The sequence below is a fragment of the Streptococcus mitis genome (assembly GCF_002096845.1).
Taxonomy (GTDB): Bacteria; Bacillota; Bacilli; order Lactobacillales; family Streptococcaceae; genus Streptococcus; species Streptococcus mitis_A.
In genome coordinates, this window is the sequence record NZ_NCVK01000045.1 from 90,036 (window position 1) to 106,633 (window position 16,598).

21 protein-coding genes are annotated in these 16,598 nt (G+C 42.4%); 2 read left to right on the forward strand and 19 right to left on the reverse strand.

Annotated elements, in window-relative coordinates; all coding sequences use genetic code 11:
* Window positions 1–12 precede the first annotated feature (12 nt).
* From rpoZ to B7695_RS07615, 14 genes are all read right to left on the reverse strand, one after another.
* Entirely contained in the window at window positions 13–327 is a 315-nt protein-coding gene (gene rpoZ, locus B7695_RS07550) for a DNA-directed RNA polymerase subunit omega (RefSeq protein ID WP_000979235.1), read from the reverse strand.
* 24 nt (window positions 328–351) lie between these two features.
* Window positions 352–978: a guanylate kinase gene (gmk, locus tag B7695_RS07555; protein WP_084890836.1), complete on the reverse strand. Its 627-nt coding sequence runs from the start codon at window positions 976–978 to the stop codon at window positions 352–354.
* A gap of 129 nt (window positions 979–1,107) precedes the next feature.
* Complete coding sequence (locus B7695_RS07560; RefSeq protein WP_000404936.1) at window positions 1,108–2,721, reverse strand: ribonuclease Y; 1,614 nt, start codon at window positions 2,719–2,721, stop codon at window positions 1,108–1,110.
* A 190-nt stretch (window positions 2,722–2,911) separates the two neighbouring features.
* Window positions 2,912–4,009: a nucleotidyltransferase gene (locus tag B7695_RS07565; RefSeq protein WP_084890838.1), complete on the reverse strand. Its 1,098-nt coding sequence runs from the start codon at window positions 4,007–4,009 to the stop codon at window positions 2,912–2,914.
* Between the two features lie 9 nt (window positions 4,010–4,018).
* A complete protein-coding gene (locus tag B7695_RS07570; protein WP_345789002.1) occupies window positions 4,019–4,759 on the reverse strand; it encodes a class I SAM-dependent DNA methyltransferase in 741 nt (246 codons plus the stop codon).
* Window positions 4,760–4,868: 109 nt separating this feature from the next.
* On the reverse strand, window positions 4,869–5,222 hold the full coding sequence (gene rsfS, locus B7695_RS07575; protein WP_084890840.1) for a ribosome silencing factor: 354 nt from the start codon (window positions 5,220–5,222) through the stop codon (window positions 4,869–4,871).
* 11 nt (window positions 5,223–5,233) lie between these two features.
* Complete coding sequence (locus B7695_RS07580; protein WP_078237884.1) at window positions 5,234–5,734, reverse strand: cysteine hydrolase family protein; 501 nt, start codon at window positions 5,732–5,734, stop codon at window positions 5,234–5,236.
* Window positions 5,735–6,328, reverse strand: a complete 594-nt coding sequence (yqeK, locus tag B7695_RS07585; protein WP_084890842.1) for a bis(5'-nucleosyl)-tetraphosphatase (symmetrical) YqeK — start codon at window positions 6,326–6,328, stop codon at window positions 5,735–5,737.
* Entirely contained in the window at window positions 6,328–6,957 is a 630-nt protein-coding gene (locus B7695_RS07590; RefSeq protein ID WP_084890844.1) for a nicotinate-nucleotide adenylyltransferase, read from the reverse strand. Before B7695_RS07590 ends, yqeK begins: the two co-directional genes overlap by 1 nt.
* 50 nt (window positions 6,958–7,007) lie before the next feature.
* The gene (gene yhbY, locus B7695_RS07595; RefSeq protein ID WP_000060169.1) at window positions 7,008–7,319 is read right to left on the reverse strand and encodes a ribosome assembly RNA-binding protein YhbY; all 312 of its coding nucleotides are present in this window, start codon (window positions 7,317–7,319) and stop codon (window positions 7,008–7,010) included.
* Window positions 7,320–7,532: 213 nt separating this feature from the next.
* Window positions 7,533–8,639, reverse strand: a complete 1,107-nt coding sequence (gene yqeH, locus B7695_RS07600) for a ribosome biogenesis GTPase YqeH (RefSeq protein WP_084890846.1) — start codon at window positions 8,637–8,639, stop codon at window positions 7,533–7,535.
* 2 nt (window positions 8,640–8,641) lie between these two features.
* Window positions 8,642–9,169 carry a YqeG family HAD IIIA-type phosphatase gene (locus tag B7695_RS07605; protein ID WP_084890848.1) on the reverse strand — a complete coding sequence of 176 codons (528 nt, stop codon included), beginning with the start codon at window positions 9,167–9,169 and terminating at the stop codon, window positions 8,642–8,644.
* 14 nt (window positions 9,170–9,183) lie between these two features.
* Window positions 9,184–10,092 (reverse strand): magnesium transporter CorA family protein, encoded by a 909-nt coding sequence (locus tag B7695_RS07610; RefSeq protein WP_084890850.1) that lies wholly within the window; start codon window positions 10,090–10,092, stop codon window positions 9,184–9,186.
* Between the two features lie 51 nt (window positions 10,093–10,143).
* Window positions 10,144–10,710 carry a mechanosensitive ion channel family protein gene (locus B7695_RS07615; RefSeq protein ID WP_084890852.1) on the reverse strand — a complete coding sequence of 189 codons (567 nt, stop codon included), beginning with the start codon at window positions 10,708–10,710 and terminating at the stop codon, window positions 10,144–10,146.
* 151 nt (window positions 10,711–10,861) lie between these two features.
* On the opposite strand from B7695_RS07615, the gene sstT reads away from it, so the two are divergent.
* Window positions 10,862–12,067 carry a serine/threonine transporter SstT gene (gene sstT, locus B7695_RS07620; protein WP_084890854.1) on the forward strand — a complete coding sequence of 402 codons (1,206 nt, stop codon included), beginning with the start codon at window positions 10,862–10,864 and terminating at the stop codon, window positions 12,065–12,067.
* 67 nt (window positions 12,068–12,134) lie between these two features.
* Window positions 12,135–13,088: an aromatic acid exporter family protein gene (locus B7695_RS07625; RefSeq protein WP_084890856.1), complete on the forward strand. Its 954-nt coding sequence runs from the start codon at window positions 12,135–12,137 to the stop codon at window positions 13,086–13,088.
* On the opposite strand, the gene B7695_RS11505 is transcribed toward B7695_RS07625, so the two are convergent.
* Genes B7695_RS11505 through gtfA form a run of 5 tightly spaced genes read right to left on the reverse strand, consistent with a single transcriptional unit; the run spans window position 13,067 to window position 16,587 of the window.
* Window positions 13,067–13,276, reverse strand: a complete 210-nt coding sequence (locus tag B7695_RS11505) for a hypothetical protein (protein WP_084890858.1) — start codon at window positions 13,274–13,276, stop codon at window positions 13,067–13,069. The two genes, B7695_RS07625 and B7695_RS11505, sit on opposite strands and share 22 nt — an antisense overlap.
* Before the next feature lie 59 nt (window positions 13,277–13,335).
* Window positions 13,336–13,560 carry an accessory Sec system protein Asp5 gene (gene asp5, locus B7695_RS07635; protein ID WP_000565445.1) on the reverse strand — a complete coding sequence of 75 codons (225 nt, stop codon included), beginning with the start codon at window positions 13,558–13,560 and terminating at the stop codon, window positions 13,336–13,338.
* A gap of 4 nt (window positions 13,561–13,564) precedes the next feature.
* Window positions 13,565–13,744 (reverse strand): accessory Sec system protein Asp4, encoded by a 180-nt coding sequence (gene asp4 / locus B7695_RS07640; protein ID WP_001278708.1) that lies wholly within the window; start codon window positions 13,742–13,744, stop codon window positions 13,565–13,567.
* Window position 13,745: 1 nt separating this feature from the next.
* On the reverse strand, window positions 13,746–15,083 hold the full coding sequence (gene gtfB, locus B7695_RS07645; protein ID WP_084890860.1) for an accessory Sec system glycosylation chaperone GtfB: 1,338 nt from the start codon (window positions 15,081–15,083) through the stop codon (window positions 13,746–13,748).
* On the reverse strand, window positions 15,067–16,587 hold the full coding sequence (gtfA, locus tag B7695_RS07650) for an accessory Sec system glycosyltransferase GtfA (RefSeq protein ID WP_084890862.1): 1,521 nt from the start codon (window positions 16,585–16,587) through the stop codon (window positions 15,067–15,069). Before gtfA ends, gtfB begins: the two co-directional genes overlap by 17 nt.
* Window positions 16,588–16,598: the final 11 nt, after the last annotated feature.

The window sequence follows — 16,598 nt, forward strand, 5'->3', positions numbered from 1 at the left end:
GTCCCCCCAACCTTAAATTTTTTCACCATCTTCTTTTTCTTTAGCGATTTGCTCTTTGATTTTCTTTTCTTCTTCTTCTTTGCGGCGTTTTTCTTCTTCGATACGGCGACGCACTGCTTCACGTTTACCTTCTGGATCTGGGTGAATTGTAACGTTTCCTGATTCGATTTCTTCTAAAGCGCGAAGAGTTGATTTTTCAGATTTGAAACCTTGAGTTGCTGGCGCACCTGCTTCCAATTCGTGGGCACGTTTTGCTTCCAGAATTACGAGTGAATATTTTGATGGAACCTTGTCGAGCAAGGTATCAATAGAGGGTTTTAACATCATTTGCTTGTACCTATTTTCTAAATTTTATCGGGTAGTTGGAGATTTTGGTAACATCTCCTGATAGTGACCAATGACACGATCCACACGGAAGTGCTCTGCTTCGATAACACGTTTGACACGCTCAGCAGCTAGGGGCACCTGATCGTTAACAATCGCATAATCATACTCACGCATAAGGGCAATTTCTTCCTTGGCTTTTTCGATTCGTTGGGCAATCACTTCAGCACTGTCTGTTCCACGACCTATCAAACGATCTTGCAATTCATCCAAATCTGGTGGTGTCAGGAAGATAAAGACAGCATCTGGAACCTTTTTCTTGACCTGAAGAGCGCCCTGAACTTCAATTTCAAGGAAAACATCGATTCCCTTGTCCAAGGTTTCATTGACATAGGTCAGAGGAGTTCCATAGTAGTTGCCGACATATTCTGCATATTCCAACATCTGTCCTTGACGAATCAGCTCTTCAAACTCTTCACGAGTACGGAAGAAATAGTCAACACCGTCCACTTCTCCAGGACGTTGTGCACGTGTCGTCATCGATACAGAGTATTGAAATTGGTTTTCAGAACTCTCAAAAATCTCTCTTCTAACCGTTCCTTTTCCAACCCCTGAAGGACCAGAAAAAACGATTAGTAAGCCTCGGTCTGCCATTGTGTCTCCTTTTAGTCAGTCTGTGAAATAACATTTCTCTAGAATAATGGCAAAAAGCCAGATTATCCTTTACAGTCTTTCTATCTAGTGTAACAAAAAAGCAGTAATTTTTCAACTGCTCTTTCTTATTTATTTAGCATAATCTACTGCACGAAGCTCGCGAATCACGGTTACCTTGATATTTCCTGGGTAATCGAGATTGTTTTCAATTTTTTCACGAACTTTGTGAGCCAAGATTGTGACTTTGTCGTCCTTGATTTGTCCTGGATTGACCATGATACGAATTTCACGTCCTGCTTGAAGGGCAAAGCTAGTTTGCACTCCTTCAAAGCCGTTAGCAATTTCTTCCAAATCATGAAGACGTTTGATGTAGCTTTCAAGAGACTCACTACGAGCACCTGGACGAGCTGCGCTCAAGGCATCTGCCGCAGCGACGATCACTGCAATCACGCTTTCAGCTTCAACATCTCCGTGGTGACTAGCAATCGTATTCACCACAACTGGGTGTTCCTTGTACTTACGTGCCAGTTCCATACCGATTTCAACGTGGCTCCCCTCAACCTCGCGGTCAATAGCTTTCCCGATATCGTGAAGGAATCCAGCACGACGGGCAAGAGCCGCATTTTCACCAAGTTCGCTCGCCATGATACCAGCCAACTTAGCAACCTCAATCGAATGACGCAAGACATTTTGTCCATAAGAAGTACGGAACTGCAAACGTCCCATAATCTTCATCAAGTCAGGGTGAAGGTTTGGCGCACCAATCTCATAGGCTGCGGCCTCACCGTATTCACGGATCTTATTGTCAATCTCTTGACGGTTTTTCTCAACCAACTCTTCGATACGAGCTGGGTGGATACGACCATCCTTGAGCAACATTTCCATAGTCATACGAGCAATCTCACGACGAATCGGGTCAAAACCTGACAAGGTCACCACTTCTGGTGTATCGTCGATAATCACATCGACCCCTGTCAAACTTTCAAAGGTACGAATGTTACGACCTTCACGACCAATAATGCGTCCCTTCATAGTATCGTCTGGTAGATGAACCGTTGAGTTTGTTGACTCCGCCACATACTCACCAGCAATACGTTGCATAGCTTGAACCAAGATGTCCTTGGCCATTTTGTCAGAACGTTCCTTGACCTCTTGCTCAGCTTCGCGAATGCGGCTGGCAATCTCCTTGGTCAAGTTTTCCTCTGTCTGAGCCAAGATAATATCTCGTGCTTCTGCCTGAGACAGAGCACCAATACGCTCTAACTCTGCTTCTTTTTGTCTTTCGACTTCCTCTAATTGCTCTTCACGCGCATCAAGGTTTTTCGCTCTATCAGAAATACTTTGTTCTTTTTGTTCAAGTGTTTGTTCTTTACTCGTCAAATTGTCGTCCTTACGGTCGAGGCTAGTAGCTCTCTCTGTCAAACGACTTTCGATTTGTTTGAGTTCTTGACGTTCTGATTTGAATTCAGCGTCCACTTCTTCACGGTATTTTCTGGCTTCTTCTTTGGCCTCCAATAGTGCTTCTTTTTTAAGAGACTTGCTTTCACGCTTGGCTTCATTAACAAGTAAATCCGCTTCACGTTCAGCTTGTCCACGTAAATTAGTTGCTTCTTGTTCAGCATTTAAAAGCATCAACTCCGCAGCTTCCTGAGATGATTTCATCTTAGCTGAGATGCTGACATATCCAATGACTAAACCAATGATGACGGCAAAAACAGCAATCGCAAGCGACATGATTTCCATGTTTTTACCTCATTTTATTGTTATTCCGAATGACATACATTCTTTTACATTCTACCATAAAAAAGTGATTTTCACAAACCTAAAATAGAATATGTTTTGGGGAAATTGGAACACATTTGCAAAAATAAAATTGTTGTTTAGAAATAGTAGTTTAGTAGAGACTTGAGAAAAAGCCTACTTCGCAGTAGACTTAGTTTGTTTCTATTCTAATCGGCACTCTTCCAAAATTCTGCTCTGCTATACTTGGATTTCCCAGTTGGTAAATCTGGTCTGCCTTTTGGGTCATAGTATCCCAAGGCTCTTTGCCAATTCGGCTGACTAGATTGACCTGACCTTTCAAAGACTTGAGATGTTGCCTGCCTTTTTGGGTAAAACCAAGAACATGAATGGCTTCTGGCAAATCACTTTCTCTAGCCTGCACCAAGATATAGGTTAAGAGACGTCTGACACGCGCCTTGGTGTAACGCTTGGTGGCAACCGCATCGACCAAGTCTTCCACAGACTGGGCTGTTTTAATAGCCTCTTTAATGCGCACTGCCATTTCTCGATTGACCTGATAAATGGTGGTTAGGTCTGGATTTGATAAGATTTGATAGCGGAGCAAGGGAAAATAGTCATCCCAGCTCACCTTACTAGCCTGCTCAAAAAGGGCAACAGAAGGCATAAAGCGTTCTAAGAAATCTGTATCTCTCTGGTGCTGACGAAGAGCTGTCGCCGAAGCAAAGTCCACATCCTTGTCCACAGAATGGTAGTCCGCCCCCTGACGTTGAATTGGATGAAGTTTAATATTTCGCCCTGCTACCGCCTTGGCATAGGCAAGAGCAAGAACATGATTGGGCGTATTGCCTGAAAAATCAAGACCTGCAAATTCCTTCCACATGGCTTGGGTTTTCTGGGGATAGGAAAGAGAATCAGGCAGATTTTCCACAAATTTCTCCATCTCAACACCCTGCTCTGTGTATAAGTCAGCGATTTTTTGATAATCCAGAACTTCCTCCGTCCCAAATGCTAGAGTATCAATGCCCAACCGAGCCAAGATATCCACAGCTCCTTGACCGAAGAAATCCGCCGCCTGAACACTGACTAAAAAGGGCAATTCCACTACCAAGTCTGCGCCATTTTCCAGCGCCATCTGGGCCCGTGCCCACTTGTCTACGATAGCAGGCTCGCCTCTCTGCATGAAATTTCCAGACATGGCAACGATTTTCAGCCCCTCAGCCTGATTTAGCAGGTATTTATGCCCATTATGAAAGGGATTAAACTCCGCGATAATACCTGTGATGGTCATGATAATCTCCTACTTCTGCGCGACAAAAAACCAACGGGTGCTAGTTTCTGTAGGCTCTTTGTCCTCAAAGTCCGCATAGAGTTTGAAGGACTTGAAACCGGCCTGTTCCAGCAAAATATCATAGGTCAGAACCTCATAAGTCCTCTCCTCATGTACTTCATCGTGACGACTAAAAGAACCGTCCTCTTCCTTGACAAAGAAGGTCAACTCATGCACGATGGAGTGAGGGGCCACATCCTCGTAGGTATCCCAGAGCATTGCAAAATCTTCCGCATTTTCATGGTAAGAATAGCCTGGAAAGACCTCATCTGTCTGGTAGGTCGAATGTACATCAAAGATGAAAACGCCATCTCCGTTAAGGGCATTATAGACTTCCTTAAAAACATCCCCTACTTCCACCTCATCCTGCATGTAGCAGATTGAGTCCGAATAACAAGTAACAAAGTCATATTTACCTGACTTGGACAAATCCAGCATATTGCCTTCAATAAAGTCAATCTTTTGTTTGGCTGAAGCCGCTCTCTTCTCGGCAATCTTCAACATATCCACGCTCAAGTCCAGCCCAGTCACATCAAAACCAGCCTGAGAGAAGCGCACAGATTGAATTCCTGTCCCACAAGCCAATTCCAAGAGTTTCTTTCTCTCCTTGGTCTTAGGCAAATGACGCAGAGAAAAATCCGTCCATTTATCATATAAACTATCGTCCATGACCGCATCATAGACCGCCGCAAAGGTTTCATAAGTTGCCATAATCATGATACCAAGAGCCTCCATGGCAAACACCACTCGCCCTTTACCTTTCTATCAATTTTTCTAAAATAAGCAAAGAAACCCAGTTAACTACAACTGAGTTCATCTTCTAAGCAAGAGCTTCTGAAATATCTACTGAATTCGCCTCATGCCATAGTTTTTCCAGATTATAGTGGGCACGCATTTCTTCTGAGAAGATATGCACAACGACAGCACCGAGGTCCAGCAAAACCCAACCTCCAGCTGCGTCGCCTTCGACATGACTACCTTTAAATCCTGCTTCCGCTACTTTTTCACGGATATTATCAGCGATAGCGTCCAACTGACGGCTATTCATAGAGCTAGTGATGACAAAGTAGTCCGTCACACTAGTCAAATCTTGTACGTCAAGTGCGAGGATATCCTCCGCACGTTTCTCATCAGCCGCTTTCACGACTAGTTCTAGTAATTTTTTTTCGTTCATTTAGTCCTCTTTTAAAAAATATTTTTATAATCTAGGACATCTGCAAAGCGATTCTCCCAAATGTCCTCATAAAATTCATTTATCGTTTCTGCTGGAATGTCATCCCCATCAAAGGTTGTGACAGCACCTTCTGGAATAATCAGCTTATAGCCATATTCAAAAGCAACCTTGACAGAGGTATCCACACAATATTCTGTCTGCATGCCACATAAAACTAATTTTTCAATCCCCTGTTTATCCAAGTATTCTTTTAAGCCAGTTTCTTTGAAAATACTATTATACTTCTTCTGAAAAACCTTTTCATCAGGTTTTCGATTTAAAAGCGCAGATAACTGCCAATCTTCTGATGTTTGGGCTTCAGGATTCTCAATATGTTGAACATAGATAATTTCGATATTCTTACTTCTAGCATGGTTTTGTAAATAAGAAATTTTTTCCAATAGACTATTTGTCTGAAAACCGGTTTCCACTAAAATATTCTGAACATCAATGATTATAAAAGCCGTCTTCATTTAGTCCTCTTTCAAATAGTGCACAAAGGCGTTATAGGTTTCAAGGGTTTGGGGATAGATAGGGAATCCCTGATGAGCTAGATGCTCCACGGTACGAGCTGTTTCGTAGGCCACAGCCTTATTGAGTGATAAACTTGCAATCTCACGCGCCACATCCACACCTGGAAAGGCACGATTGTGCTCGATATAGTCTGCGACGTAGATGACCTTGTCTAAGTCTGTCATCTGACCAGCCCCGACTGTATGGATTTCAATGGCTCGCAGGATTTCTGGATCATGCAAATCCAAGTCTTCTTGAATCTTGTAGATACCCACCATTCCATGCCAGACATTATTGCCCCAGTTTTTGAGGTCAGGGTCTAACTGATAACGGTCAATCAAATTCAGAAATTCCTGATCTGACAGCTTTTTAGCATAGTCATGAAGAAGGCTTGCTAGGCCTGCCTTCTCGGCATCAACTCCAAATCGCTGGGCAAGTTCTATGGCCGCACGCTCCACACCCAAGCAATGGGTTAAGCGTTTTTCAGGTAGAAGCTCTGCCATTTTTTCCAACAAAGTCTCACGGGAACAGTTGATATAGTCTTGATAAGCCATCAGTAGAGTCCCTCCTTCTCTATGTAGTCTAGTACAGGCTGAGGCAGGAGAAAGTTGGGTTTTCGACCTTGGGCAAGGAAATCACGCACCATGCTGGACGAAATATCCATGAGAGGCACATCCACCCAGATAACTGGATAGGAAGTCCCTGCCTTGTAGCGTGGGCGCTGAACCCCCACAAACTGAACCATGTCGACCAGCTCATCAATTCGGTACCACTTAGGCAGATAGTCCACCATATCGGCACCGATAATAAAGTAATAATCTGTGTCAGGACGTTGTTCTGTCAAGATTTTCATGGTGTCGTAGGTATAGGAAATGCCCTTGCGCTCTAGCTCAATGGTTTCAATGTCCAGACCTTCAATCCCCTCTATCGCCAATTCAAGCATCTTGAGACGATGGTGCTCGGGGATGGTTTCCTTTTTATCTACATGAGGTGGTTGGTATTCAGGCATAAGCAGGACCTGGTCCAGTCCTAACTGTTGCCGTACTTGGTCCGCAACGATCAGATGGGCATTGTGAACAGGGTTAAAATTCCCCCCTAAAATCCCAACTTGCTTGCGTTTTTTCTCCTTGATTTCTGGCTCCAACTCTACCTTGGTAAAGGGAGTCAATAGTTCGATTGCCATAGGCTAGTCTCCTTCAATTCTCTGTAAAACAGTTGTTTGGAGTATGGGGGTTAAATTTCTTTAACTTTTTTAGAAATCTTGCGGTTCTCTTTCTTGCTAGATTGTTTAAACAAAATCAAGATGCGTCCGATTTTTTGGACTGTGTCCACACCGATTTCTTCTTCCAAAATTTCAGCTACTTCGTGGATATTTTCATCTGTGTTTTGTAAGAGAGTCACCTTGATCAATTCACGGGCGTCAAGAGCTTGACGAACGCTGGTTTTGATTTGATCGTTAAGGCCATTTTTCCCGATTTGGATGATGGGTTTGAGGGTGTGTGCCTGACTGTTGAGGAAGGCACGTTGTTTTGATGTTAATGACATAATTTTCTTCCTTGTTTTTTGATAGTTATTTTAGGTGGTGGGGGACGGTCGGAACTAATTTCCCAAAGATCTCATCTTTGAAAAATGGATTTCCTGACCTCACAATTGAGCCTAGGTCTCAATTGTGCCCCTTACCAATCTAACGATTGGCAATCACACCACGGCAATAACTATCTTTTTATGAGCTCACTTTGTTCGCTCAGTGATTTCATTTTAAATAATTGCTTTTCGTGTGACGACTGCGACGCCTTCTGGTGCCCAGACGGCGACTTTGGCGGTGCCTGTTACGCGGATCCAGCCTAGGCCCGAGATGACTAGGTCTGTCTTGTCCTTGATGTTAAAGACATGTTGGACTAGCCTTGGAAAATCTTCTTTTTCCTTGCTATTTGGTGGTGTCAGAAGGGTTCCAAGGTGCTTGTCGTAAAAGGCACTAGCTCCTTCAAGCTTAGTACGATGCAATTTGAGTTCATTGTCAAAGAAGGCTGTGAAACCTTGCTTTTCTCCTGCAATAAAATCAAATCGTCCAAGACCACCTAGAAACAGGGTTTGTTCAGGATTGAGCTGATAGGTTTTAGGCTTGATTTCCTTTTTAGGGCTGACATACTTGAGATTTTTAGCAGTCAAGTAATGAGCCATTTGGTGGCGGTGGATGATTCCTGGCGTATCGTAGATATAAGATCCGTCATCAAGTGGAATCTCAATCTTGTCCAAGGTTGTCCCTGGAAAGCGTGAAGTCGTAATTACATTCTGGTCACCAGTGATTTCTTGGATAATAGCATTGATAAGAGTTGACTTTCCAACGTTGGTTACCCCAACCACATAGACATCACGGCCCTCACGGTAGTGTTCAATCTTGTCAATGACTTCCCTAATGGCATGCTTATTTTGTGCTGAAGTTAGGACAACATCGACTGGACGAAGCCCTTCTTCGTGGGCACGCTCCATCAGCCACTGGCTAATCTTACCAGGCTTAACTGACTTAGGGAGGATATCTTTTTTATTCCCTACCAAGAGGACATCATTGCCTGATACAAAACGTGGCAAGCCTGGGATAACAGAGCCATTAAAATCAAAGATATCAATGACATTGACCACCAAGGCATCACTGTCTCCTACCTCGTGCAAGAGCTTGAGGAAATCATCATCCGTCAACTGGACATCCGTGATCTCATTATAGTGGCGGAGACGGAAACAGCGTTGGCAATAGACTTCGCCAGTCTCCAAACCTTTTTCAAGTGCTGACTGAGGAGTAAATCCAAGACCAGCCTTGTCTGTCGTCTGAATGGTTGCTCCACAACCAATACAGAGAATTTCTTCCATAGTTAAATTCCTTTTTTATATGTAATCGGTCCGTACTTTTCAGTGATTTTTCGCATGACACGGCGCTCACGAGCTCGGTTAATCTGCGTTTTGATAGAATCGTGCTGAACCAAGGGCTTGACCAAGATTGAGCGAATGCCTGCACGGTGGGCTGCTCGTATATCTGTCATAAGCTGGTCACCGACCATGACCACTTCACTTTTCTCATAGTGGAATTCCTTCATGGCACGGTCAATCCCAAATGTGAAGGGCTTCAAGGCCCAATAAACGTAATCAATCCCAAATTTCTCAACTGCTCGTTGGACTCGTTTTTTGGTATTATTTGAGACTACGATGATGCGAATGCCCGCGTCACGGAGGTCATGTAACCATCGCTTCATCTCTGGCGTCCCATCAGGGTTATTCCAAGCAATGAGGGTATTGTCCAAATCGACCAAAACAGCCTTGATTCCCTGCGCCTGCAGGCTTGGAACTGTCAGATCATATACTGCTTCCACAGCAAAATCTGGCATGTAATTTTCAATCGCCATTCTGGCTCCTTTTCTTAACTTTTTTTCGCAATTTTCCTTAATAACAATGACAAAACAATCCACAAACCTGCACTAGCCAAACTGATGTAGAGCCAAGCATGGGGTTCATCTGTTAAAGGTAGCGGAACATTCATTCCGAAAAAGCCTGTAACTACTGCCAAAACCGCTAGCAAGACTGAAATGATGGTCAAGGTTGTCAAATTATCATTCAGATTATTATTTAGAATATTGTTGTAAGATGCTGATAGTTGTTGGAGGACTTGAGAAATCAAGTCTGTCATGGATACCAGCTGATGAGCCTCAATCATGGCATCATCAAACTGTTCTCTCTCAATCTCATTAAAACTGCGATAGAGAGCATGCCCTTGGATATGTTCCAGCAACATGCGATTTTGCTTGGCAGCCGCAGTAAGATAAACCATACCGGTCTCCAAGTCAGACAAGGCAAAGAGATTTTTCTTGGTCGTCCGCTGGCGCAAGAGGCCATTGACTTCATCCTTACTCTTGTCCATCTGCTCGATGACAGGATAGTAGGCATTGCTGATGATTTCCAGACTAGCAAAGAGAAACTTGTAAATCGAAAGCGTGTCATGACTCTCCAGATAACGGGTCATCTGTTCAATGACATAGGCGTTCTTGGTATTACTAATGGTAATCAGGCGATGATGTTCCACGATAAAGGTCATGGGAAAGGCTTCGTAGTAGGCCTTATCCTTTTTCAAGTTCAAAACATTATAGATAAAGGTCACAGTCCCATTTTCACGGTGATAATCCATGTGGGCACGCTCATTTCTATCCAGTGCGTATTCAATGGTTTCCTTGTCCAAACCGTAGATTTCAGAAAGGTCTTCTAGTTTTTTCAACTTGTCCAAATCTAGGTCAATCCAGGTACAACCATTGCCCAGCTGTTTTTCTAAAAACATCTTCTCTCCCTTACCAAACTCTTTCTATTGTACCATAAATCTGCTAACATTTCAGGCCTGGTCTGTCCGAGAGAAATTGCTGACGACGGTAATATTCCGATTGGGAACGAAGTGCAGAACCTGATCTTCTCCTCTGAGTTGAGTTGTTCGAATGCCGACACTGACAACCTTGCCCGAGACAGTAATAGGACCATTTGTCAGAACAACCTCATCTCCCACATCCAGTTGACGTTCAAAGAGGATGAAAAAACCATTAATGACATCAGACAGAAAACCTTGGGCTCCCATCCCAATAGCCACCCCAGCAATCCCAGCTCCAGCAAGCAAACTAGAAACTGGCAAACCTAAAATCGACAAAATGCAGTAGAGTAAAAAGAAATAAAGGGTATAATTAAACACATTTTCTAGTAGGCGTGAGATGGTTTTCTGACGCCCGACATCATGACGAGACATTTTTAGAGAAGGTTTAACAATTCTCTGCACCATGGTATGAAGCAGTTTTTTAGCCATATAAAAGAGCAAAAATAGAAATAACAGAGAAAGTAGCTTGGTTAAGATATTCTCGATAATCGCTGTAATATCAAGCTTATTGAGATAGGTTTGAATAAATTCTTGCATAGAAAACTCCTTTTATTTATTATACCATACTTTTACAGAGTGTCATTCTCCATAAATATTCAAAAATAATTTCAAAAATAGACAGAAAATTCTTGATTTTAGTTCATATTTATACTATAATCATAAACATTACACAACTAAGGAGGTTATTATGAAAAAACTCATTCATGCTTGGAATAAGGCAAGCCTAATCAAACGAATTTTGATTGGTATGCTTATTGGAGGAACCCTAGGACTGACACTTCCTAACGTTTCAGGAATTGGCCTGCTAGGAGATCTCTTTGTTGGTGGCCTTAAAGCCATCGCACCGATTCTGGTCTTTGCCCTCGTTGCCAATGCCCTTTCCCAACATCAAAAGGGACAAGATAGCAATATGAAAACCGTTATCTTCCTTTACTTGGTGGGAACCTTTGCCGCTGCCCTTATCGCTGTACTAGCAAGTTTCATCGTCCCTGTTGAAATTACCCTAAATAGTGCTAATACCGATATTGCTCCACCAGATGGGATTGGACAGGTCCTCAGCAACCTCTTGCTCAAACTAGTTGACAATCCCGTTAATGCCCTCATTACTGCCAACTACATCGGTATCCTCTCATGGGCAGTTATTTTCGGGATCGCCATGAGAGAGGCAAGTAAAAACAGTAAAGAATTGCTGAAAACCATGGCTGATGTGACTTCTAAGATTGTCGAATGGATCATTAACCTGGCGCCATTTGGAATCCTTGGCCTTGTCTTCAAAACTATTTCTGATAAGGGAATCGGAAGTCTAGCCAACTACGGAATCTTGCTTGCCCTCTTGGTGACAACTATGTTCTTTGTGGCTCTAGTAGTCAATCCATTGATTGCCTTCCTCTTTATGAAGAGAAACCCTTATCCCCTCGTTTGGAAATGTTTGCGTGTCAGCGGTGTGACAGCCTTCTTTACTCGTAGTTCTGCGGCCAATATCCCTGTCAACATGAAACTTTGTCACGACCTTGGACTAGATCCAGATACCTATTCTGTTTCTATCCCACTTGGTTCTACTATCAACATGGCCGGAGCAGCGATTACCATTAACATTTTGACCCTTGCTGCAGTTAACACTCTTGGAATTCCTGTTGACTTTGCGACAGCCTTTGTCCTCAGTGTAGTAGCAGCTATCTCAGCCTGTGGTGCTTCTGGTATTGCTGGAGGTTCCCTCCTTCTTATCCCAGTTGCTTGTAGTCTTTTCGGTATTTCTAACGATATTGCCATGCAAGTTGTCGGAGTTGGATTTGTTATTGGTGTCATTCAAGACTCATGTGAAACAGCCCTTAACTCTTCTACAGACGTCCTCTTTACTGCCGTTGCCGAATACGCAGCAGCCCGTAAAAAATAGCGCATAAAGACAAGCCTGCTCAGGTCTTGTCTTTTACGCTTTTATTCTAACTTACCAGGAAATTCTTATGTCTATTAGCCAACGTACGACCAAGCTCATCTTAGCTACCTGTCTTGCCTGCCTTCTTGCTTATTTTCTCAATCTCTCCTCAGCTGTCTCGGCTGGAATCATCGCCCTCTTGAGCCTATCCGATACCCGTAGAAGTACCTTAAAACTGGCCCGCAATCGGCTCTTTTCCATGCTTCTGGCTCTGGTTATCGGGGTTTTGACTTTTCACTTGAGCGGATTTCATATCTGGAGTCTTGGCCTCTATCTGGCTCTTTATGTTCCCCTAGCCTACAAGATGGGCTGGGAAATTGGCATCACACCAAGCACTGTTTTGGTTAGCCATCTCTTGGTGCAAAAATCAACCTCTCCAGACCTTCTAGTCAATGAATTCCTTCTCTTTGCAATCGGTACTGGATTTGCTTTGCTGGTCAATCTCTACATGCCTTCACGAGAAGAGGAAATCCAGCACTACCACACATTGGTAGAAGAAAAATTAAAAGATATCCTCCAGCGCTTCAAATATTATTTATCCAGAGGGGATGGACGCAACCGAGCACAGTTGGTTGAAGAATTGGACACCCTTTTGGAAGAAGCCCTCAGACTGGTCTATTTGGATCACTCAGACCACCTCTTTCACCAGACTGATTACCATATTCACTACTTTGAGATGAGACAGCGACAAAGTCGTATCCTGCGAAACATGGCCCAGCAAATCAACACCTGTCACCTAGCTGCCAGTGAAAGCCTGATTTTGGCTCAGCTCTTTTCAAGAATTGCCGGTCAACTGAGCCAGATCAATCCTGCTTCTGATTTACTAGATGAAATAGAACGCTATCTGGAAATCTTCCGTAACCGCAGTCTCCCCAAGACAAGAGAAGAATTTGAAACTCGCGCCACCCTTCTTCAACTCCTACGTGAAGCCAAAACCTTCATCCAAGTAAAAGTTGATTTTTACCAAAAATATGGACAGTAATACTCTTCAAAAATCTCTTCAAACCACGTCAGCTTCGCCTTGCCGTAGGTATGGTTACTGACTTCGTCAGTCTTATCTACAACCTCAAAACAGTGTTTTGAGCTGACTTCGTCAGTCTTATCTACAACCTCAAAACAGTGTTTTGAGCAGCCTGCGGCTAGCTTCCTAGTTTGCTCTTTGATTTTCATTGAGTATAAAAAAGAAAACTTCAGACCAATCACAAAAGGTGAATATCTGAAGTTTTCTTTTATTTATAAGTTATTACCATAAAGGTTAATAGTAAAACGAATAAGGCCAAACTCACTAATAAGGTGAGCACCTTTACCAAGGTGTTGCTCTGCCAGTAACTTGGTTTACCAATATTACTAGTGGCATCCATGGAAAATAGTTGATTTTGACGGGGTTGTATGGTTACCAATACAATCAAAGCGAGAGATAGGACAATAGCTAAAACAATCAGTATGTCAATCATAGGCCTACCTCAAAATTCCCAGCAAAGTAAAGAGCAAACCAATCAGAATCATTAATCCCAGTAAAAGTGAAAAAGTCTTGCTAATCTTTTCCCCTCGGGTTTCTTTTTCTTTCTTGATAGGTTTTTGTTTCAACTCTTCCATGCGACCTTCAACGTCTTTGTAAAATAAATCTTCGTCTGACATGTTAGCCTCCTAAAACAATTTGCATGGTTTCCTGATATCGCACCAAGTCAACATAATTTGCATGTTGGCCTTGTTTGCCAAGTGCCTGACGCATTTGTTCAACATCTGAAAGGGCCAGTTTAATGGTCTCAACCAAAGCAGAAACTTCACTACTTTCAAATAGATGATCAGGAGCGATGTAGAGTCTATTGTGCACCGTTTGGTTAAATCCAAGAATCAAGAGATTGTGCTCAAAGGCCTGACGCACTGCCTGTAGCAACTCATTGCTATGGTTGATATCCAAGTAAATATCCGACAATTGATAGAGCTCCTGAATCTTCTGTGGACTAGCGTTCTGATAAAGGACCACATTAGGATAGCGAAGCATGTCTAAAAGCTTAGAAGACATCTCTGTCACCGCTGCGATACGGAAGGTAACATCAGGCAAGGCTTCTACGATTGCTTCTACTTGCTCAATCTGATCGGAATTGGTCAAGATTAAGGCATCTCGTCTTAGGAAATTATCGCGTTTGAACTGATAATGGTAACCCAAGTGCACAAACTGATCATGGTATTTCTCGTCAGTCAACTCTAAAGCGCGCTCATAAGTCGCCTTATTGGGAATGATGATTTTCTTAGTACGCACATTATCACTTTCCAAAATCAACTGCATATTGCCTGGAATGGCATCATAGAGAGGTTCCTGCCAAACCAGGATATCATGACCTGATTTATCCGGAAAATGGAAAGATGTCAAAAACGAGGTAGATAAGCTATTAAAGATAATGTGGTCAAGATTCACATTCAAACCTTGTAGGAAATCTATGATAAAAGCTACTCGATTAGAAAAATGACGCAAGCCTTGTCCTTCTAAGGTAAAAAGAATATCACCTGTGATATGGTTTTCCAAAATAACTTCCTTTTGATCTACGTCCCGATAGGAAGTCATAATAGCTTGACCAGAAACATCATAGGTGGTTTTAGCAAAGCAAATCCCGAAACGATTATAGTGATCTACTTGAAAAATTCGACCTGTTGGTGTTTTCCATTCGACTTTTTTTACCAAACGCGCCTGTAAACCATCTGCAAAATGAATGACGGCTCTCTCCTGTGTCATATCTTCAATACGAGCAGACTGATTATTTCCTGAAATTTCCCAAAAAGCTGGAACAGGAACTTGGTTAAAGTATAAAGGTTTACCACTGTCATAACCCAAATAATAGGTAAAGGGGGAGACAACTCCATCCGGTAAGAATCCGTCTGGTTCAATAACCACAGCCAAATCAGACAGTCCAGCTTCAGTCAGACTATAGTTCAAATCTTGGCTTTCTTGATTATATATATCAAATAACTGAATCATCCACTACCTCCTTGATTGTTTCTTCCCATGTGTTTAGAATCTCTTGAGTCAAGAATGACTCTGCTATCTGGTATGACTTCTCTCTCATACCTTCCAAACGATTCTCCAAATAAAGTTGGCAAATCTTTTCTGCATAAGCTTTCTTGATTTCATCCTCCACATGGTCAGATGAGCTTGGAATCAAGTAGCCATTTTTACCGTCTTCAATGAAAGTTTGATTTCCATATGGAACATCAAAGCCAATCAATGGCAAACCTGAACTAATAGCTTCCATCAAGGTCAGACCAAATCCTTCGCTAGTAGAAGCTGTCAAATATACCTCATACCGACTATAAATCTGCGAAAGTTCCGCATGCCCCTTGAGCTGAATATAATCCTCAGCCTGATGATTTGCAATAATTTCACGAAGAAGAGAATCTTCTCCACCGCTCCCATAAATATCAAAAGTTAGTTCCGGTAACTCTTTATGAGCTTCAATCACAGCTTTCACAAGCCAATCAATGTGTTTTTCCTTGGCGAGACGAGAAGCTGTAATGAGAGAAAATGGTTTACGACTCTCTTGTGGTTTTGTTAATTCATCAACACTTCCAACTGGAATGGTTACAATCTTAGGAACATGCGTAGTATAGTGAGCAAACTGTTGCTCTAAGACTTCCTTTTGGCGATCCGTTGAAACGATAAAAAGATCAACCTTATCTGCATTGGTAAACTGATAGTCATAGTAGTTGTTCCAAAGGATATAGTCCTCGTTTGTAGCATTTTCACTATAATGCTCCGCATGAACAACTACCGCTAGATGCGCCGCTTGCGCTTCCTCAAAAACAACCTGCCCAATGCCTGTTTCACGATCTAAAATCACTAGATCTGATTTACTTAAACGAAGAGTCTTCATGAAATAACGTATCAAGGCAGGCTTCCCATATAAAATTCGATCCTTGAAACGATAGACTTCTTCAGTCCCTTGATTCATGAACATATCATAAGCAGAAGTACCATCTTCATTATAGAAGGTTCTTTGATAGAGTGTCGCCACATTGTCCTTAGGAGCAAAATATTCTGTGCAATAGCGTGTGTAAGAGAAGTAATCCTTGCGTACAAGATTACCTGCAAATACATACTCTACATGTTGAACAAGATCCTTTTTCTCATCTACTAAATAACAAGTGATAAACTTGTCTTCGTCAGAAAAGAAAATACGTAAAACCTTGCCATTTTTTTCCCTTCGTTCCTCTATACCTTCAAAATAAGCCAAAACATCATCCACTGTCACGCTAGTCGGTGCAATCTTGATATCTGTGAAATGATTATAAAGCCAGATAACTTGATCATCATCAAAACCAATATTGGCTGTTAAGTGCTGAATATTATCGGCTAAAATCATATCTGTAAAGATAAACTTAGAGGACAGATTTAATTTCCGAAAAACACCTGCACGATAGGCTTGGGCGTATTCAACACCGCTACTAGCCCAGCCAATTCCTAAATTTATATTGTAAATTGTCATATTTTCCTCTT